Annotated in this window: 14 protein-coding genes and 2 pseudogenes; 7 read left to right on the top strand and 9 right to left on the bottom strand. The window is 73.4% G+C overall.

The features are described from left to right. Positions 1–334: 334 nt before the first annotated feature. From AB0912_RS28935 to AB0912_RS28925, 3 genes and pseudogenes are all read left to right on the top strand, one after another. Positions 335–838, top strand: a pseudogene (locus tag AB0912_RS28935) (SigE family RNA polymerase sigma factor); the annotation flags it as partial. Continuing rightward, positions 835–1,584, top strand: a complete 750-nt coding sequence (locus AB0912_RS28930) for a hypothetical protein (protein ID WP_366704891.1) — start codon at positions 835–837, stop codon at positions 1,582–1,584. The pseudogene AB0912_RS28935 and the gene AB0912_RS28930, both read left to right, overlap by 4 nt. Positions 1,585–2,295: 711 nt before the next feature. After that, positions 2,296–2,517 (top strand): hypothetical protein, encoded by a 222-nt coding sequence (locus tag AB0912_RS28925; protein WP_081218430.1) that lies wholly within the window; start codon positions 2,296–2,298, stop codon positions 2,515–2,517. Positions 2,518–2,555: 38 nt separating this feature from the next. On the opposite strand, the gene AB0912_RS28920 is transcribed toward AB0912_RS28925, so the two are convergent. Next, the gene (locus AB0912_RS28920) at positions 2,556–4,574 is read right to left on the bottom strand and encodes a TerD family protein (RefSeq protein WP_366704889.1); all 2,019 of its coding nucleotides are present in this window, start codon (positions 4,572–4,574) and stop codon (positions 2,556–2,558) included. Between the two features lie 237 nt (positions 4,575–4,811). Further along, positions 4,812–5,687: a hypothetical protein gene (locus AB0912_RS28915; protein ID WP_366704887.1), complete on the bottom strand. Its 876-nt coding sequence runs from the start codon at positions 5,685–5,687 to the stop codon at positions 4,812–4,814. Positions 5,688–6,039: 352 nt separating this feature from the next. Between AB0912_RS28915 and AB0912_RS28910 the strand changes: the two are divergent. Both AB0912_RS28910 and AB0912_RS28905 read left to right on the top strand, forming a co-directional pair. After that, positions 6,040–6,330 (top strand): annotated as a pseudogene (locus tag AB0912_RS28910) (MerR family transcriptional regulator); the annotation flags it as partial. 416 nt (positions 6,331–6,746) lie between these two features. Continuing rightward, the gene (locus tag AB0912_RS28905; protein WP_020871138.1) at positions 6,747–6,950 is read left to right on the top strand and encodes a cold-shock protein; all 204 of its coding nucleotides are present in this window, start codon (positions 6,747–6,749) and stop codon (positions 6,948–6,950) included. Positions 6,951–7,162: 212 nt separating this feature from the next. On the opposite strand, the gene AB0912_RS28900 is transcribed toward AB0912_RS28905, so the two are convergent. The 5 genes from AB0912_RS28900 to modA all read right to left on the bottom strand — a co-directional run bounded on the left by AB0912_RS28900 (position 7,163) and on the right by modA (position 11,721). After that, positions 7,163–7,585 (bottom strand): ATP-binding protein, encoded by a 423-nt coding sequence (locus tag AB0912_RS28900; protein WP_366704885.1) that lies wholly within the window; start codon positions 7,583–7,585, stop codon positions 7,163–7,165. Between the two features lie 291 nt (positions 7,586–7,876). After that, positions 7,877–8,326, bottom strand: a complete 450-nt coding sequence (locus AB0912_RS28895) for a cupin domain-containing protein (protein ID WP_366704883.1) — start codon at positions 8,324–8,326, stop codon at positions 7,877–7,879. Between the two features lie 134 nt (positions 8,327–8,460). Next, a complete protein-coding gene (locus AB0912_RS28890) occupies positions 8,461–9,546 on the bottom strand; it encodes an ABC transporter ATP-binding protein (protein WP_366704881.1) in 1,086 nt (361 codons plus the stop codon). 136 nt (positions 9,547–9,682) lie between these two features. Beyond that, on the bottom strand, positions 9,683–10,561 hold the full coding sequence (modB, locus tag AB0912_RS28885; RefSeq protein ID WP_366704879.1) for a molybdate ABC transporter permease subunit: 879 nt from the start codon (positions 10,559–10,561) through the stop codon (positions 9,683–9,685). Positions 10,562–10,869: 308 nt separating this feature from the next. Beyond that, the gene (gene modA / locus AB0912_RS28880) at positions 10,870–11,721 is read right to left on the bottom strand and encodes a molybdate ABC transporter substrate-binding protein (protein ID WP_366704877.1); all 852 of its coding nucleotides are present in this window, start codon (positions 11,719–11,721) and stop codon (positions 10,870–10,872) included. Positions 11,722–11,998: 277 nt separating this feature from the next. On the opposite strand from modA, the gene AB0912_RS28875 reads away from it, so the two are divergent. After that, complete coding sequence (locus AB0912_RS28875) at positions 11,999–12,502, top strand: molybdopterin-dependent oxidoreductase (RefSeq protein WP_366704875.1); 504 nt, start codon at positions 11,999–12,001, stop codon at positions 12,500–12,502. On the opposite strand, the gene AB0912_RS28870 is transcribed toward AB0912_RS28875, so the two are convergent. Together AB0912_RS28870 and AB0912_RS28865 are read right to left on the bottom strand one after the other, a co-directional pair. Further along, positions 12,463–15,363 (bottom strand): molybdopterin cofactor-binding domain-containing protein, encoded by a 2,901-nt coding sequence (locus tag AB0912_RS28870; RefSeq protein ID WP_366704873.1) that lies wholly within the window; start codon positions 15,361–15,363, stop codon positions 12,463–12,465. The genes AB0912_RS28875 and AB0912_RS28870 overlap by 40 nt on opposite strands. Further along, complete coding sequence (locus tag AB0912_RS28865) at positions 15,363–16,181, bottom strand: FAD binding domain-containing protein (protein WP_366704871.1); 819 nt, start codon at positions 16,179–16,181, stop codon at positions 15,363–15,365. Before AB0912_RS28865 ends, AB0912_RS28870 begins: the two co-directional genes overlap by 1 nt. A 213-nt stretch (positions 16,182–16,394) precedes the next feature. Here AB0912_RS28865 and AB0912_RS28860 point away from each other — a divergent pair, with 213 nt between their 5' ends. Next, positions 16,395–18,188: a PucR family transcriptional regulator gene (locus AB0912_RS28860; RefSeq protein WP_366704869.1), complete on the top strand. Its 1,794-nt coding sequence runs from the start codon at positions 16,395–16,397 to the stop codon at positions 18,186–18,188. Positions 18,189–18,190: the final 2 nt, after the last annotated feature.

The raw sequence follows: 18,190 nt of genomic DNA, 5'->3' as shown, positions 1-18,190 counted from the left end.
CGCGATGGTCTCGGGGGTGAGGGCGGAGCGGCGCTTGCCGACCTCCTCGTCGCTGATGTCCCGTCCCAGGGCGGCGAGTTCGGCGAGCGCCCCACGCATCCGACCCGAGGGACCGCAGGTCGTGCCCCAGCACTCCACCGACACATCCTCCGCCCCGGCGGAGGGCACGGCCGACGGCCGGACCGTCGCCGACGCCTGGCACGGCCGGAACTCCCCCTCTGGCGAGGACTTCCCCGGGGGCCCGGATCTCCCCGGCGGCGGGGATCTTCCCGGTGGCGGGGATCTTCCCGGTGGCGGGGACCTCCCCGGCGTCGGGGACTTCCCCGGCGTCGGGGACTTCGCCGCGTACGCCACCGCCGCATGGCCCCGCCTGGTACGCACCGCGCACATGCTCACGGGGGACTTCCACGAGGCCGAGGACCTCGTCCAGACCACCCTGGCCAAGGTGTACGTCCGCTGGCGGCGCATACCGGCCGACGACGTCGACTTCTACGTACGCCGCTCGCTGGTCAACAACAACCTCAGCCGGATCCGCAAGAGACGGGTTGCCCACCTGCTGATGCCGTTCATACCGGAGCGGGCGCACGGTCCCGACCCCGGGCACGCCGAGGCAGTCACCCAACGGGCCGCGCTGGACGCCGCGTTGGCCGGACTCTCGGCACGGCAGCGGGCCGTGCTCGTGCTGCGCTTCTGGGAGGACCTGGGCGAGGGCGAGACGGCCGAACTGCTCGGCTGCTCGATCGGCACGGTCAAGACCCACACGCGGCGGGGCCTGGAAGCCCTGCGCGCCCACCCCTTGTTCGCCGGCCGCCGGCCCGTTCCCGGAGCACGCCCATGAACCACTCGTCCCGCTCCGCGCGCGCCTCGGCCGAGGCCGAGCGGCTGCGCGAGGTGTTCGCCGGCGCGGCCCTGGACGTCACCCCCTCGGCGGTGCCGCTGGGGGCCATCGAACGCGCGGGCCGGAGCCGGCTGCGCCGCCGCCGGGCCGCCGTGCTGGGGGTCGCGTGCGGAGCGCTGCTGGTGCCGTTCGCCGTGGCCGGGCTCCGCGACGGTACGGAACCGGCCCCCGGCACGTCGGTGAGACCGTCGCCCACCCGCTCGGCGAGCCCCACCCCGACGCCCGCCGCCACCGCGCCCGAGGCACCGCCGGTACGGACGGTCGCACCGGGCGAACGGGTCCGGGTGGCGCCCGGTATCCGGATCTGGCTGACCCCGCAGGGCAAACACTGGTCGGAACCTGAGCAGCCCGACCAGTTCCGCAGCGTCGTCGACGGCAACCTGGACATGGCCGCGCCCGGCCTCACGATGCAGTCCTCCGGAAAGAGCGGCGGCCAGTGGTTCCTGTCCGGTATCTTCCACGGCCCGGGCACACCGGCCCGCGCCGAGATCACGACGACCGGGGGCCCGGTCACCGCCACCGTCCTGACCCTCCCGGGCAACCCCGGCTGGGGCGTCTGGTACGCCGTGACCAAGCTGCCGCCCCTCGCCAAGGGCCACGTCGACCCGATGGACGGCATCACCAAGGTCACGGTGTACGACGCGGACGACCGGGAGATCGCGAGTTTGGTTACGGGGGCGGGCTGATGCGGGCCGGCGCCGTGGGCGGACGGAGGCGGGCGCGGCTGGGGGGGGCGTGGACGGACGTACCTGGACGTGACGTGGACGCGGCTGGGCGTGAGGCGGTCGCGGGTGGAGACGGGTGGACGTGCCTGGACGTGCCTGGACGTGACGCGGTCGCGGGTGGAGACGGGTGGACGCGGCTGGGCGTGAGGCGGTCGCGGGTGGACGCGGCTGGGCGTGTGGTGGACGCGGGTGAACACAGACAGGCCGGATTCAGCTCCTCCCCTGGCTGGATCCGGCCGCCAGCCTCGACACCCGGGAGCCCGCGAGACACCTTCACCCTCCCCGGACCCCACCGGCTCGGCCTGAACACTCCAGCGCCCCCCGTGACGACCCCCCGCCGCCGACCCGCCACGGGCACATCAGCCTCCGGCGCTTGCCCGGCGCTTGCCGACGCCTGCCGGTGTCTACCGGTCTGTGTCGCCCCATGTCCGCCCCGGGACCCGCCGCGAAGATCCCCATCCCATGGCCGAGACGCCCACCCGGGGGACAGTCCCGCACGCCAGGACGATCACCGGGCCCGTCCCGAGGGCTGACCTCCGAGAACGCGCGCGGGGCTCCCGTCGGGCTCGCGGCCGGGTCGCGTTCCGGGGCCGTGAGGGAGACCGAGTCGGAGCGGTATCGAGACCATCAAGCCCTACCGCACGCCGGAATAGGGCTCATACTGGCAACACGATGACGAAACCCTCCGCGCCCCGGCGCCACCTGCCCACCAGCCCCTTCGCCGCCCCGGTCGTCCCCGTGGCCAAGGAGTTCAGCCTCGGAGACCGTGTCTCCCACGACCAGTACGGCCTGGGCACGATCGTCGGCGTCGAAGAGGGCATCGCGATGCTCGTCGACTTCGGCGCCCGCCAGGTCCGCGTCCTGAGCCCCTACACCCGGATGGACCGGCTCTGACGCACACCCCCTGACACCACCGCACCCCTGCCGCCACCTCAGCCCACGGCAGCCCCCACCACCGGCTGCCGGGGCCGCGGTGCGCGACGGTCGAGGTTGACCACGACCTGCGTGTGAAAGCGGTCGACGGAGTCGTCGACGCTCCGGATGAAGCCCGACTCGGCGTTGCCACGGGCATGGCCCATGCCCCGGAAGAGTGACAGCCGGAATCCGGTGATCTGAGCGCCGTTCCTGGGCAGGATGTCCGCCGGCTCGGGCCGCAGCCGCTCCAGCGTCCCCCGGGGGCCGCCCACATCACCGTCGACCAGAGTCTCCACGTGCAGATCGGCCGGCGCCTCGTCGAGCTGCCGTACGAGCCGTTTGGCCCAGGTGAGCGGATAGCCCTGCTCCGGTGCCGGGATCTCGATGGAGGTCCGCAGCTTGCCCGTCCGCAGGTCCGCGCAGAGCGCGAGGACTCCGGGCGTCCCCTCGATGCGCAGTTCGGCGTCGAGCTTTCCGTCGAGGCACAGCCGGTCCGCGAGCGCGGCCCGCCGGGCCTGCGGATCCGTTCCCCGCCGGGCACGCTGGACGGGAAGGACCTTCTGGCCGAGTTCGCCGCCGAGCCGCAGACACACCTGCCGTACGAGCCGCTCCCAGCTCTCCACGACGTCCACGGCACGCTCGTCTCCCTGGCACAGGGTCTCGTCGTCGATCCCCTTGCGGACGGGCACCCAGGCGGGTCCCATGTTCTGGAAGCCGTGGCAGCCGGAGTTCTCGTGCTGGAGGTAGTGCAGGAGTTCCTGGAGGAGCCAGGCGTGCGCTCCGTTGGCGACGCCCTCGTGGCGGATCAGCATCTGCGCCTGGTGGGTCACCTCGGCCCAGGACAGATGCCAGAGCGCCACCTTGTTCTTGCGCCGCCCGTCGGTCTTGACCTCGACGAGCGGGCTGCCGTCCAGCTCGACGTCGTTGGAGAGCGTGATCACGGCCTCGTAGCCACGCCGAGCCGCGATGTCGACGTACGCCTGCACCTGGTCCTGCTTGAGCGCGTTGCCGTTCGTCTTGGTCTCGACGAGCGCCGTCCACAGCTTGCCCGCCCGCTCGACGCGGATCACGCCGTCCGGGCGCCTCGGGGAGTCCCCGTTGGGCAGCGTCACCTCGGTGAACGTCTCCATCCGCCCGGCCGGCGCCCCGAACCCGGCGGTCAGCCGGCGGCCGAACTCCGGCACCTGCGCCATCACCGACAGCAGCACCGAGGTCGCCCGGGTCTCCCGCTCACGGTCGCTCTTCAGCGCCGGGGCGGGGAAGAGCCGGGCCGTGCGCCACGCGTCGTTCTCGGCGAGGGACTTCTTCGCCACCTTGGGCAGCGTGATCTTCTTCTTCGCCGTACGCGGACGGGGGTCGGCCTGCGGCGGGACCGCTGCCGCCGGTTCGGGCGCCGCCCGTTCCACCACCGCCGCGGCGGCCTCGACGACCGCCGTCTCGACGCTCACCGGCGTCTCGACGCTCGCCTCGGGCTCGCTCTCCGCCTCAGCGGCGTCATCGATGTCGACGCCGAAGTCGGTGGCCAGACCGGCGAGACCCGTCCCGTAGCCCTGGCCGATGGCGCGGAACTTCCAGTCGCCCGACCGGCGGTAGAACTCACCGAAGAGCAGCGCGCCGACCGGTCCCGCGTCCTCGACGGAGTACCGCAGCAATCCTTCGCCCGAGGCGTCCGCGAGGCTGATCCGGACGTCGTCGAGTTCCCCGAACCCGGCCCCCTCGTCGCGGCTCGCGGCGACGACGATCCGCTCGACGTCCGACGGTATGGCCGTCAGGTCGAAGGTGATGCGGTCCTCGCTCCCGCCGGCGGTCGGCGCCTTGCCCAGCAACTGCACGCTGCCGTCCGGTGCCACGGGGTTGTTGTAGAAGTAGAAGTCCGCGTCGCTGCGTACCTTGCCGCCGGAGGCGAGGAGCAGCACGGAGACATCCGCGTCGCCCTCCCCCGTCGGGCTGCTCCAGCCCAGGCTCACCATCGCCGAGCCGACGTCCGTACTCAACGACGACAAACTGATGTTCGAACCCTTGGTCATTTCGTGCATAAGGCCCCCCAGATGCACAGCCGCGCGAGCGTCCCGCGGCGGCCGGTTTCCCATTGCCATGTGTGACGCGCCCCACACCCTGCGCATCGGGGGAACCATATCCCTCACCTGCGATCACCGGCATTGCTTCGTCCCGATTACCTCAGCGGCTGTGGCCGGGGCCCTGGCGCGCCGGGCCCCGCACACCAGGCGGAAGCGGGGGAGCGGCGCCCGCCTCACCCCCTGTGTGGCCCCCGGTCACCCCTGTGTGGCCTCCGGCGACTTGCCGTTCAGGACCGCCTTCAGGCGGTTGGCGCCCGCTTCCGCGGCCTGTTCCGTGGAGTCGTGTTCGGCGCCCGAGAGGCCGCCGTTCGTGAGGGAGAGGGCGCTGTCGCCCACGCGCACCGCGGCGTAGTCGAGCGTCAGGGTGTCGGGGTTGTCGTCCAGGTTGCCGGTCATCTTGATCTGGAGGCCCTTGCGGGCCTCGCCCGCGTCGTCCAGGTCCGTGTGGATGACCTGGACCGTCTGCCGGCCGCCCTTCGGACTGACTGCCGTGAACTGGTCGCACTTGTCCGGCAGCGTGTCGAGCCACTTGAACCGGTCGTCCAGCGCCTGCTTGCCGTAGGCGGCGACCTGGTAGCGGAGCTGCGCCTCGTCGTCGCTGTCGTCGAAGCCCGTCTTGGCGCTCTCGCCCTTCGGCTTCCCGAGCAGGTCCTCGGCGTACAGGCCGTCCAGCAGCTTCTGGCAGTCGGCCGCGTTCCCCTTGTCCGTGACGAACTGCGACGCGTCGACCTTGCTCTTCAGCAGCGCGTCCCGCCACGTCGCCGCGCCCTCCGACGCCGTCCACTGCGAACCCAGGTCCGAGTTGGTGATCAGTGCCGTGCGCGCCTCGTCCTTGGTCAGCTCCCGCACCGCCGGCGAGGCGGAAGCGGAGGACGAGGACGAGGCCGAGGTGGAGGGGGACGCTGAGGTCGACGCGGCGCGCGGCTCGTCCGCCACGGGGGACGCGGATACGGGGGACGCCGAGCGGTCCGTACGGCCGGAGGCGCTGCCGTCGTCACCGGAGCAGGCCGCCGTCGACAGCAGCATCCCGGCGGTGAGGGCGGAGGCGAGGAGACAGGACGGACGGTTCATGCGAAGGCCTCCCGAGGACGGTCCCGTGGTCGGGCGCGTGTGTCCTCCCACGCCACCACCGGGCACCGCCCCCCACCAGCGCACCGGTCCGTCCGGGTGAGAGAGCGGGCCGCGGGTTCCTCGCCGTCCCCGGCCCACCGACCCGGCTCGCCCTGGGTCCGCCGACCGGGCTGGCTCGTCCTGGGTCCGGCGACCGGGCTAGTTCCGGGTCCGCCGGTCCCGCTCGTCCCCGGCCCCGCCCCCCGGCCCCGTCGCGTCGGCTCGCCCCACCCTCCCTCTCCCCCCGGATTCCGGCCGCCGGCGGCCCGGATCTGCCAGAGTGGAAGGGATACACGCGCTCCAGGGAAGCACCATGGATCTCACCGACCGGTTCGCCGACGACGAGTACCCCGCCTACACGATGGGCCGTGCCGCGGAGCTGATCGGCGCCACGCCCGCCTTCCTGCGGGCCGTCGGGGAGGCCGGGCTGATCACCCCGTCGCGCTCCGACGGCGGCCACCGGCGTTACTCTCGCGGTCAACTGCGTGTCGCGGCCCGTGCCCGTGAGCTGGTCGACCAGGGCACCCCCGTCGAGGCCGCCTGCCGCATCGTCTCGCTGGAGGACAGCCTGGACGACGCGCTACGGATCAACGCGGAACTCCGGGAGTCCGGACGGATCACCCCCACCGATATCACTCCCACCGCCCCCACCGGTACCGCCGGCCGCACAGGCACCAACAGCGGCACGGGTAGCACCGCTAACCCCAGGCCCAGTACGGCCCGGAGCCGTCGCGGCAGTCCGCAGGACGCCTGAGCGGGTCGGAAACCGTTTCTCCGCCGTGCCGAAATATCTGCTTCGGCCGTTGCAGAATTTGGGCAGCGCCCCCGCGAGGTTTTGTTATTCCCCACGCCGGGGTGAGATAGTGCGCGCCCCTCGGGGCCCGTGGCGTGCTACTGTCGATTTCAGTTGCAGTTGTGGTTCCCAAAGTTTTTCCGGTGCATTCCGGTTGGGGCAATCATTGCGGCGACGCGGGTCCACACAGTGTGGGCCTTCGAGCTTTGCCCCGAAGGAGATTTGACATGGCTACTGGCACCGTGAAGTGGTTCAACGCGGAAAAGGGCTTCGGCTTCATCGAGCAGGACGGCGGCGGCGCCGACGTCTTCGCCCACTACTCGAACATCGCCACCTCTGGCTTCCGTGAGCTCCAGGAAGGCCAGAAGGTGACCTTCGACGTCACGCAGGGCCAGAAGGGCCCGCAGGCGGAGAACATCGTCCCCGCCTAGTCAGGGACACCGGATGGCCGGGTCCGCACCGCGAGGTGCGGACCCGGCCATCCGTTTTTTCGCGTTCAGGCGCGCGCCGCGAATTCTCGCGAAAAGCGCCACGCCGGGTTCCCGTTTTTCGTGAGGCGAAACGCGGATTGACCGGTGGTTCTGCCGGGACGCAGGCGCATCCGACGTAGGCGCGTCAGACGTAGCGCATCTGCCCTAGCGCATCATGAGCACGCCAGGACGGCCCGGACCGTCTTTCCGCCGAAACCCGTGGCCACGACCTCCAGGCTGTGCGCGAGCTGCTCGACCATCGCGAGCCCTCGCCCGCTCTCCGATTCGGTGTCCAGGACGCCCACCTTCGGCTGCCCCGGACTGTCGTCGTGGACCTCGACCGTCACCACTCCATGCCCGAGCTGGAGCCGCAGCCGGCAGCCGGTACGTCCGTACCGCACCGCGTTGGCGACCAGCTCGGACGCGATCAGGGTCGCGTCGTCCACCTGGTCGGCGGTCGGCGACGCGAGCAGTGGCCGCGGCCGGGTCAGGAACGCCGTCGTCAGTTTGCGGGCCCTGCCCGCCGAGACGGCCGTACGCGGCAGTGTGTACTCCACGCGGGCGGTCGGCCGGACGGTGCGCTGGTGCGCACGCATGACTGACACCTCTCTTCCCCCTCCCAGGACACCCGGCCCCCGCCCGACGGCTCCGTCCCCGTCGGCCGGGACCCCGCGCCGGACAGTGCGCGGCCGGTCCTGCCCCCGGGTGATGCCCCACCCGGGTGATCCGCAACCAAGGACGTACGTCACAAAGGCATCCCGGACCTCCCGGGGGTGCCCCGGACCTCCAAAGGGTGCCCCGGGCCCCGCGACAGCCCGGACGACCGTGGGCCCGTGGGCCCGTGGGCCCGTGGGCCTGCAGGCTTGTGGGCCCGTACGCCCAACTCCTCAGTCCAGCAGGCGGAAGTCCTCGTAGTCGAAGCCCGGGGCGACGACGCAGCTCACCAGCACCTCTTCGTCGCCGGCCGGGCGGGCCGACTGCCAGACGCCGCCGGGGACGAGGACCTGGGGGCGTTCGCCCGCCTCGATGTGCGGACCCAGCCGGACGACCGTCGGCGGCGAGCCGGGGGTGGCGCCGTCGCCGCCGAGCAGCAGGTCCAGGGAGCCGCCGCGGTGCCAGAGCCACAGTTCGTCGGAACGGACGGTGTGCCAGGCGGAGGTGTCGCCGGGGGCGAGCAGGAAGTGGATGGCGGTGGCGGCGGCACGCGGGCCCGGATAGCCGTCGGGCCGAAAGGCCTGCGGCGCCGTCCAGGTCTCGGCGTACCAGCCGCCCTCCGGGTGCGGACGCATGTCCAACGCGGCGGCCAAGGCCGGGATACCGGTGTCAGGAGATGTCATCCCCTGCCTCTACCACGGGGGCGGGAGGGGGTTCAACCACCGCCCGGTGGAGTTCGACCGGCCTCCGGTGGAGTTCAACACCCGGCGTACGCCCAGGCGTCCGCGAAGGCGTCTGGGCGTCCGCCAAGGCGTCCTCACGCCGGATACGCGTGTGTCTGGGCCGCCTTGACGGTCGCCCAGACCGGGGCGCCCGGACGCAGGTCCAGTTCGGCCGCGGCGACCGTCGTCAGGTCGGCGGCGAGCGCGAGTTCACCGGTGAGGTCCGTGCGGATCTGGTCGCCGTGGGTCTCCAGACCGCGCACGCCGCACTGCCATACGTTGCGGGCGCTGGAGCCGGTCGGGCGGTCGCGGTGGAGCGTGACGGCACCCGGCGGGAACGCGACGAAGACCGGCCCCCGGAGATCCTCGGCGGTGGTGATCTCCGGGCCCGCGTCCAGCCGTACGGTGTGGCCGGTGGCCTCGCCCCGGTAGAGGTTGAGGCCGACGAGCTGGGCGATGTAGTCGGTGCGCGGCCGGCGCGCGATCTCCGCGGGGCCGCCCTCCTGCACGACCCGGCCGTCCTCGATGACGACGAGCCGGTCGGCCAGCACCATCGCGTCCAGCGGATCGTGCGTCACGAGGACGGCGACGGCCTCGAACTCGGCCAGGTGCTGCCGCAGTTGGGCGCGCACCTCCAGGCGGGTGCGGGCGTCGAGCGCGGCGAGCGGCTCGTCGAGCAGCAGCAGCCGGGGGCGGGTGGCGAGGGCGCGGGCGACGGCGACGCGCTGCGCCTGGCCGCCGGACAGCCGGCGCGGCTTGGCTCCGGCGTGGGCGGCCAGGCCCATGCGCTCCAGCCAGGCGGCGGCCTGTGCGCGGGCCGCCGCCTTCGGCACGCCCTGGCAGCGCGGCCCGAAGGCGACGTTGTCGAGGGCGGTGAGGTGCGGGAAGAGCAGATAGTCCTGGAAGACGACGCCGACCGGGCGGGATTCGGGGGGCGTACGGTCCAGACGGGCGCCGTCGAGCCGCAGCCGGCCGCCCTCGGAGAGCGGGGTGAGTCCGGCGAGCGCGCGCAGGGCGGTGGTCTTGCCGGCGCCGTTCGGGCCGAGCAGGGCGACGACCTCGCCGGGGGCGGCGGTCAGTTCGACGTCGAGGCGGAAGGAGCCGCGCCGGACGACGAGCCGTGCGTCCAGCCCGGCACCGGCCGGCAGGGCCTCGGCGGCGGCCGGGGTCGTCTGGGTCATCGAGCGGTCCTTCTCGTGTGGGCGCCGGGCATGACGGGGTTGTTTCCCCTTACGTGGGCGTCGGTCGTGAATCCGTGGGTCCCTCTCGCCCGGGCGCCGGTCATAAGGCGGTTGACCCCCCTTGCCCGCACTCCGGTCATGACGCGGTGATCCAGCGGTCGCGCAGTCCGGCCAGTACCGCGATCGACACCGCGAGCAGCACCAGGCTCAGCGCGATCGCCGCGTCGGGGTCGCTCTGCAGGGCCAGGTAGACGGCGAGTGGCATGGTCTGGGTGCGGCCCGGGAAGTTGCCCGCGAAGGTGATCGTCGCGCCGAACTCGCCCAGCGCGCGGGCCCAGGCGAGCACGGAGCCGGCGGCGATGCCGGGGGCGATCAGCGGCAGGGTGACCCGGCGGAACGCGGTGAAGCGGGAGGCGCCGAGCGTCATGGCGGCCTCCTCGTAGCGCGGGTCGGCGGCGCGCAGCGTGCCCTCGACGCTGATGACGAGGAACGGCATCGCGACGAACGCCTCGGCCACGACGACTCCGGCGGTGGTGAAGGGGAGGGTGATGCCGAACCAGGAGTCGAGGAACTTCCCCACGACCCCGTTGCGGCCGAGGGCCAGCAGCAGGGCCACACCGCCGACCACGGGGGGCAGCACGAGCGGCAGGGTGACCAGGGCCCGTACGAAGCCGCGTCCGGGGAAGTCGGTGCGGGCCAGCAGCCAGGCGAGCGGCACCCCGAGCACCAGGCTCACCGCGGTGGCCGCCGTGGCGGAGAGCAGGGAGAGCTGGAGCGCCTGCCACACCTCGGGCTTGCCGAGCTGGTCCGGGAGGGTGCGCCAGGGGGCCCGCACGATCAGCGCGAGCAGCGGCAGCAGCAGGAACGCCAGCCCGACGAGGGCCGGCAGCAGCAGCGGCAGCGGGGCGCCGCCCCGGACCCCGCCCCGCTTCCGGACACGCCCGCGCCGCGGCCCGCCCGTCAGGGTGTCGGCCGGGGTGTCGGACTTGTCGAGCGAGGCCACGGGATCACTCATGTCTTCAGGGGACGGGCTGCGGGACGGCGCGGGCAAGGGGGCCGCGCCGGGCGGCGGGTACGGCTTTCGTACGCGTCCGCCACGGCCGGCGCCGGTTCAGCATCCCGCGCCCCGCGTTCGGCACGCGCCGCTCGACGCGCGCCGGGACGGACAGGACCGACGGGCGCCGAGCGTATGGAACCGCCGGGCCCGACGGACGACCCGGGCGTATGGAACCCGCCGGGCCCGACGGACGACCCGGGCCTACGGAACCGCCGAGCCCGACCGGACCGCCAGGACCGGCGTCCGTATCCGGTGCGGGGCCGGGATCAGGACGTCGGCTTCAGGAAGCCGGCCTCGGTCAGGACCTTCTGGCCCTCCGGCGACTGCACCAGCGCGATGAACGCCTTGGCGGCCTCCGCGTTGGGCGCGTCCTTGAGCAGGGCGATCGGGTAGTCGTTGATGGCGTCGGCGGACTCGGGGAACTCCACGCCCTCCACCTTGTCGCCCGCCGCCTTCACGTCGGTCTTGTACACGACCGCCGCGTCCGCCTCCTTCAGCTCCACCTTGGTCAGGGCGCTCTTGACGTCCTGCTCGTAGGAGACCGGGGTGAGCTTGAGGTGGCTGGCGTCCAGCGCCTTCTGGGCGGCGGCGCCGCACGGCACCGTCTTGTCGCAGAGCACGACCTTCAGGCCGGACTTGGTGAGGTCCTTCAGGGAGGAGACCTTGTCCGGGTTGCCGGGCAGGGTGGCGATCTCCAGCTGGTTGCGCACGAAGGTCTCGGGGGTGGTCGCCGCGTCCTTCTTGTCGGTCACGATCGCCATGGTCTTCGGGCTGGCCGCCGCGAAGACGTCCGCCGGGGCGCCGCCGGTGATGCTCGCGGCGAGGGTGTCGCTGCCGCCGAAGTTGAAGGTGACCTTCGTGCCCGGGTGGGCCTGCTCGAACTCCTTGCCGAGGGTCGTGAAGCTCTCCTTGAGCGAGGCGGCGGCGAAGACGGTCACCGTGCCGGTCAGCTTCGGCGAGGAGGACGCCGAGGAGGAGGACTTGGGGGTCGCGGAGGAGGAGTCCGACGAGTCGTCGGAGGAGGAGCAGGCGCTCAGGGCCAGCAGCGCGGCGGCACTGACGCCGGCCACCTGCAGGGTCCGGGTGGTGCGGCGGGTCCGGCGCGCGGATCGGGTCATCACGGGTCTACTCCCTCGGAAAAAAAGAAACGAGAACGTGCGGCGCGCTGTCGCCGAAGCCTCCGTCGTGCTCTTCGGCCGTGCGTGCCTGTCAATCGCTCGTGAGTTGCTCTTCAGTTGTGAACTCTGGTGCGGCGTGCGCAGATCATACTGACGCAGATGCGAGCAAGAAGTCTCCTGTCGCATCGCATGAGCTGTGTGTTCCCGCTTGGGATGTACGCATGTGCGTTTGTACGGGGCCGCTTGCCGGGTACCGTCCTGCGGGAGGTGCTGCCCAGTGAGCCTGCCCCTGACACACGCGACCTCGCCCGCGCCCTCGCTCGCCGAACTCGCCCTGACCGGCGACCTGGACCGCCCGGCCCGGCTGACCGTGCCGGACCTGCTCGCCTGGCCCCAGCACCGGGTGGACGTCAGTTTCGACTGCGCCACCAGCGGCGTACAGCACCACGGTTTCGCGGGACCCCTGCTGCACGACGTACTGCGGGACGCCGGGCCGCGGTTCGACCCGGCGCGCCGCAAGGACCGGCTGCGTTTCCTGATCGCGGTGGCGGGCGCGGACGGGCACCACGCGCTGCTCACCTGGGCCGAGATCGACCCCGACTTCGCGCACGCCCCCGTCCTGCTCGCGGTGGGCGTCGACGGCACCCCGCTGGACCGGGCGGGCCCGCAACTGGTCCTGCCGCAGGACCGGTGCGGGGCCCGCCACATCAGCGGCATCAACGCCATCCGGGTGGACGGCCGTTACCCGGCCTGGTCCCCGGCCGCCGCGGGCTCCGCCTGACCGGGCCGACTCACCTCGACGGGCCGACTCACCTCGACGGGCTCGACGGACCGTCCGGAGCCGGGCCGACCGGGCTCGACAAGTTCAGCCCCACCGCTCTCCACCCCCTCACCCCGACCGGCCCCGCCGCCCGCACCCGCCACCCCCGCCTGACGCAGCGCCAGCCACACCCGGTCCCGGGTGAGCGGCAGTTCGGTGAAGCGCAGGCCCGTCGCGTCGCGCAGGGCGATGGCGAAGGCGGGGGCGACCGGGTTGAAGGGGCTCTCGCTCATCGACTTGGCGCCGAGCGGCCCGATCGCGTCGGCGGTCTCCATGAAGTGGACCTCGGTGCGCGGGATGTCGGCGTACTGGGGGAGCCGGTAGCGGCGGAAGGCGGCCGTCTCGACCTCGCCGCGCGCGTCGATCCGGACGTTCTCGAAGAGGGTCGCCCCGAGCGCCTGGGCGACCCCGCCCTCGACCTGGCCCCGGCACTGCATCGGGTTCATGACCTTGCCCGCGTCGGCCGCGTGCACGCTGCGCAGGATGCGGATCTCGCCGGTGCCGGGGTCGACGGCCAGCCGGAACCACTGGGCGTTGAAGGCGACCGAGCGCGGGGTGCCGCCGAAGTGCCCGTCGGCGGCGAACGTCACGCCGACCGCGCGGGCCGCCGCGTACAGCTCCTTCAGGGGCAGCCGGCCGCCGGGGTGGGCGACCGCCTCCTCCACGAGCCGGCAGTCGGCGCGCGGCACCCGCAGATGGGCGGCGGTGAAGTCGAGGAGCAGGTCGGCGAGGGCGCGGGAGGCACGCAGGGTGGCCTTTCCGGCGACGACGGTGCCGGTGGAGGCGAAGGCGCCGGTGTCGTGGCGGACGACGTCGGTGTCGGACTGCCGGATGGTGATGCGGTCGACGGTGGTGCCGAGTTCACCGGCGGCGATCTGCCGGTGCACGGTGGTGGTGCCGTTGCCGAACTCGGCCGTCCCGACGGCGAGATAGAAGCTCCCGTCGGGGAGCAGGGCGGCGCGGGCGTCGGCGATGTGGCCGCCGGGCGGGCCGGTCGCGATCATGGCGAGGGCGGCTCCCTCGCCGACCAGCCAGCCTTCCGGGGCGGGCTCGGCGACCGGTTCGCGCTGGGCGGCGCGGACGATGGAGAGGCACTGGTCGAGCCCGTAGCTGGCGATGTGCAGGTCCTCCTCCTCGCCGCCGGGGGTGATCATCGCCTCGCCGGGGCCGATGATGTTCCTCGCCTTGAACTCCAGCGGGTCGAGGCCGAGCCGGCGGGCGAGTTCGTCGAGGGCGGACTCCATCGCGAACATCACCTGGCCGAGCCCGTAGCCGCGGAAGGCGCCGGCCGGGACGGTGTGCGTGTAGACGGAGAAGGCGTCGACCTTCTTGTGCGGGGCGCGGTAGACGGCCAGGGACTCGCCGACGCTGTGGAACATGACGGCCGGCCCGTGGTTGCCGTACGCGCCCGTGTTGGCGACGACGCGGAGCCGGAGCGCGGTGAGGGTGCCGTCGCGGCGGGCGCCGGCCTTGACCCGGATGGTGAACGGGTGCCGGGTGGTGGCCCCGTGGAACTGCTCGGCGCGGGTGTACTCCAGCTTCACCGGGCGGCGCAGCCGCAGGACGGCGAGGGCCACGATGTCCTCGACCAGCATCTCCTGCTTGCCGCCGAAGCCGCCGCCGACCCGGCCCGCGACGACCCGCACCCGCTCCTCGGGCAGGTCGTACAGCGCGCACAGGGCGCGCCGGGTCAGGAACGGGGTCTGCGAACTGGTCCGGACGTTCAGCCGGTCGTCCTCGTCGAACCAGCCGACCGCGCCGTGCGTCTCCAGGCTGGCGTGCTGCACGCGCTGGGTGCGGTAGGTGTCCTCGTAGACGGCGTCGGCCGCGGCGAAGCCCGCCTCGACGTCGCCGATCTCGCCGTGCGCCTCGCCCACCACGTTGTCGCGGGGGCGGGAGATCCGGGCGGTGGCCGCGTCCTTGTCGTGCACGACCGGCGCGCCCGGGCGCATCGCGTCCTCCGGGTCGAGGACGGCGGGCAGCACCTCGTACGTCACCTCGACGCGCCGGCAGCCCTCCTCGGCGGCGCCCTCGCTGTCCGCGACGACGGCGGCGACGCGCTGGCCGATGTAGCGGACGGTGTCGTCCAGGACGCGGGTGTCGTCCGGGTCCTCCTCGGGGTGTTCGTGCCGGGCGGTGGAGAAGTGCCGTTCGGGCGCGTCGTGGTGGGTGAGGACGGCGTGCACGCCGGGCACGCGCAGGGCGGCGGAGGTGTCGATGGCGGTGATGCGGGCGTGGGCGTGCGGGGAGCGCAGCAGCTTCATGTGCAGCAGGCCCGGGATGTCGACGTCGAAGGTGTAGCGGGCGGTGCCGGTGACGACCTGGGGTCCGGCGGGGGCGGGCAGGTTGCGGCCGACGGCCTGGCCCGCGGCGGGCGCCTCGGCGTGGCGGACCCCGCGGACGGCGTCCTCGATGGCCCGGTAGCCGGTGCAGCGGCACAGGTTGCCCTTGAACGCGCGGGGCAGGTCGGTGAGCTGGTCCTCGTCCAGGGCGGCCGTCGTCATCAGGAAGCCGGCGGTGCAGAAGCCGCACTGGAAGCCCTGCGCGTCGAGGAACCGGCGCTGTACGGGGTGGAGTTCGCCGTCCTCGCCGGCCAGGCCCTCGACGGTGGTGACGCGGTGCCCGTCGGCGCGGAAGGCGGGGTAGAGGCAGCTGTGCACGGGCTCGCCGTCCACATGGACCGTGCAGGCCCCGCAGTCGCCCTGGTCGCAGCCCTTCTTCACGCCGAACCAGCCGCGGTCGCGCAGATAGGTGCGCAGGCACTGTCCGGGCCGCGGGGGCTCGGAGAAGGCCCTGCCGTTGACGTCGACCGAGAAGTCCATCAGGAACCGTCCTCCAGTTCGCGGCGGATCTCCTCCGCGTAGCGGAACGTCATGTGCCGCCGCCATGCGGGCAGTCCGTGGATGTCGTCGTACCACTCGTCGTCGGCGACGGCCGCCTCGATCGCCGCGCGCAGCCGGCCGGCGCCGGGCACCAGCGGGAACCACAGTCGTACGGGCCGCGCGGTCGCGGCGGTCACGGTGACCGTGAGGGAGTGGTCGAGCGGGTCGAGGGCGCCGATGACCAGCACACCGGAGCGGCCGAGGCCGTAGAGGGAGGCCTGCCGGAACGCGGTGCGGCAGGCGAGGGCGCGGGCGGGCAGGGTGACCGACCGCAGCAGCTCGCCCTCGGTGAGGACCTTGCGGCCCGCGCCGGTGACGAAGTCCGCGACCGGAACCCGGCGCCGGGAGCCGTCCTGGGCGAGCAGCAGGGTCTCTCCGTCGAGGGCGGCGGTCAGCGAGATCATCGGGCCGGCCGGCAGCGCGTTGCAGAGGTTGCCGCCGACCGTCGCCATGTTCCAGATCTTGAACGAGGCGAGGAAGGCGCGGCAGCACTGTTCGAAGAGGGGCGCGGCCTTCGCGGGGAGGGCCGCCGCGTACCGGGAGAGCTGGGCGATCGTGCAGGTCGCCGCGATCTCCAGGGAGCCGTCGGGCAGGGTCTCGACGGGGGTCCAGCCCATGCGGCTCAGGTCGACGAGCCGCCGCAGGTGCGGCTGCGGCTCGGAGAACAGGTAGGTGCCGCCGCCCAGCCAGGCGTCCCCGGGCCGCCAAGGCGCCGGGTCGCGGGCGTCTCGGATCTCCACCACCGTGTTCAGGTCCATGACCGCCAGTGAAGCAACGCGGACGGGTCCGGGACGACTGGTTCACAGCACGGAAACAACGACGTTTCCGGCGGGGTGGTTGGATGATCAAACAAGAGGCGTTCCGCTCATTTCACCTTGCATTTACGATGCTGGGACGCGCACTCACCTGGTGAATGCGAGATGCCGGGTGTCAGGCCCCCTGCCCGGCGGCCGCACAAGGAGCTACCGCACATGTACGTCGACCACCTCCTGAACGACGAGTCCCTCGGGCTGCGCCTGCTGTGGGCCGAGGAGCCACAGCTCCGGCAGGAGATCAGCGGGGTGACCGCCACCGACCTGGAGGACCCGGCGCGGTTCGTGCGGCCCGGTGAGGTGGTGCTGAGCGGTCTGGTGTGGTGGAGCCGCGAGGACGGCGCGGACCGGGCGGAGCGTTTCGTCTCCGCGCTGAGCACGGCGGGCGCGGCGGTGCTGCTGGCCGGGGAGGAGACCCACGGTTCGGTGCCGGACGATCTGGTGACGGCCTGCCGCCGCCACGGGCTGCCGGTCGCGGCCGTCCCGGCGCACATCATGTTCCGGGCCATCACGGACACCGTCTATCTCCAGCAGTGGGGCGAGCTGAGCCGCCTCCAGGCCCTGCCGGGAGCGGTGCGCGGCCGGCTGAACCGGCTGCTCGCCCGCGAGGCGGGTCCCGCCGCCGTCCTGGAGGCCGCCTTCGCCCACCTGGGCGGGGCCCGCGCCTCGGTCCTCACGGCGGCCGGCCGTACGGTCGCGGCGACCGGGGAGGCCGCCCCGCCGCCGGCCCGCGAGGCGGCGGCGCTGGTCGACGGCGGCTCCGGGGTCACGGTGCCGGTCGACTCGGGGACGGTGTCCCCGTACGAGCGCTGGTATCTGCATCTCCCGGAGGCCGACGACGTCCCGCCGAAGCTGCTGCGGGAGGTCGCCGAGGTGCTGGCCCGCTGCCAGGAGACGATGGTCCGCCGGGGCGCCGCCGAACAGCGGGCGGCCGACGAGCTGGGCGCGCTGCTCGCCCTGCCCCCGGGCGCCGAACACCCCTCCCTCCAGGCCGCGTTGCACGCCTGCGCGCTGGACGGCGAGGGCCCCTACCGGGTGATCGTCGCCGAGGCGGTACCCCTCGCCTCCGACGCCGAGGGCGGCGCCCGGCCGGTTCCGGCGGGCCTGGCCGAGGGCGCCCTGACCGAGACGGCCGCCCATCTGGCCCCGCGCCGCGCCGTGGTGGGCCGCCTCCCCGACGGCACGGCCTTCGCGGTCCTGGACGAACACACCCCGGACCCGGTGGCGGAGACGGCGGCGGTACGGGGACGGGGCGCGGGCCCCGGCAAGGACGCGGCACCGGCGGGCGGCCCGGGTCGCGCGGCCTCGGGGCCGGGAGCGGGAGCGGGGGGCGGCTCGGGGTGCGCGGTACCGGGGCCGGGAGCGGGAGCGGCGGGCGCCTCGGCTCGTACGGTCGCGGAGGCTTCGGCCGTACCGGGACCCCGGCGCCCGGCGGGTCCCCTCACGCCCGCCGCGCCGGAACCGTCCGCCGTCTGGGCGCTGCTGTCCGCCGGTGAGCCGGGCGTCGCGCTGCACGGCGGGACCAGCCGGGCCGACGGCGCCGAGGGGCTGAACGGGGCGCTGGCGCAGGCCCGTTACGCGCTCGCCTCCGCGCGCACCACCTCGCCGGACGCCTCCGCGCTCACCGACGCCGGGTCGCTCACCGGTCTGGACACGCTTCTCACCGGCATCCCCGCCGAGGTGCGCACCGCGTTCAGCCGGAGCGTGCTCGGCCCCCTCTTCGAGGCCGGGAACGCCTCGTTCGCCGCGCTCCTGGAGACCCTGGAGATCTTCCTCGCCTGCGACGGCTCCTGGTCGCGCACGGCGGAGGCGCTCCACCTGCACGTCAACACCGTCCACTACCGGGTGCAGCGCGTGGAGTACTTCACCGGCCGGGACCTGGCCCGCCTCTCCGACCGCCTCGACCTGCGCGCCGCCCTGCTGTGCCGCCCGCGCCGGCCGGTCGGGGCCTGAGG

Origin of the sequence: Streptomyces sp. NPDC007084, assembly GCF_040703595.1 — a bacterium.
In the GTDB taxonomy this organism is placed as follows: domain Bacteria; phylum Actinomycetota; class Actinomycetes; order Streptomycetales; family Streptomycetaceae; genus Streptomyces.
This window is presented reverse-complemented; position numbering and strand designations above follow the sequence as displayed.

What these genes read in the sequence shown, in the direction of transcription:
- AB0912_RS28930 (WP_366704891.1), top strand. Translation starts at nt 835, where the DNA reads ATGAACCACTCGTCCCGCTCCGCGCGCGCCTCGGCCGAGGCCGAGCGG.
- AB0912_RS28925 (WP_081218430.1), top strand. Translation starts at nt 2,296, where the DNA reads ATGACGAAACCCTCCGCGCCCCGGCGCCACCTGCCCACCAGCCCCTTC.
- AB0912_RS28920 (WP_366704889.1), bottom strand. Translation starts at nt 4,574, where the DNA reads ATGCACGAAATGACCAAGGGTTCGAACATCAGTTTGTCGTCGTTGAGT.
- AB0912_RS28915 (WP_366704887.1), bottom strand. Translation starts at nt 5,687, where the DNA reads ATGAACCGTCCGTCCTGTCTCCTCGCCTCCGCCCTCACCGCCGGGATG.
- AB0912_RS28905 (WP_020871138.1), top strand. Translation starts at nt 6,747, where the DNA reads ATGGCTACTGGCACCGTGAAGTGGTTCAACGCGGAAAAGGGCTTCGGC.
- AB0912_RS28900 (WP_366704885.1), bottom strand. Translation starts at nt 7,585, where the DNA reads ATGCGTGCGCACCAGCGCACCGTCCGGCCGACCGCCCGCGTGGAGTAC.
- AB0912_RS28895 (WP_366704883.1), bottom strand. Translation starts at nt 8,326, where the DNA reads ATGACATCTCCTGACACCGGTATCCCGGCCTTGGCCGCCGCGTTGGAC.
- AB0912_RS28890 (WP_366704881.1), bottom strand. Translation starts at nt 9,546, where the DNA reads ATGACCCAGACGACCCCGGCCGCCGCCGAGGCCCTGCCGGCCGGTGCC.
- modB (WP_366704879.1), bottom strand. Translation starts at nt 10,561, where the DNA reads ATGAGTGATCCCGTGGCCTCGCTCGACAAGTCCGACACCCCGGCCGAC.
- modA (WP_366704877.1), bottom strand. Translation starts at nt 11,721, where the DNA reads ATGACCCGATCCGCGCGCCGGACCCGCCGCACCACCCGGACCCTGCAG.
- AB0912_RS28870 (WP_366704873.1), bottom strand. Translation starts at nt 15,363, where the DNA reads ATGGACTTCTCGGTCGACGTCAACGGCAGGGCCTTCTCCGAGCCCCCG.
- AB0912_RS28865 (WP_366704871.1), bottom strand. Translation starts at nt 16,181, where the DNA reads ATGGACCTGAACACGGTGGTGGAGATCCGAGACGCCCGCGACCCGGCG.
- AB0912_RS28860 (WP_366704869.1), top strand. Translation starts at nt 16,395, where the DNA reads ATGTACGTCGACCACCTCCTGAACGACGAGTCCCTCGGGCTGCGCCTG.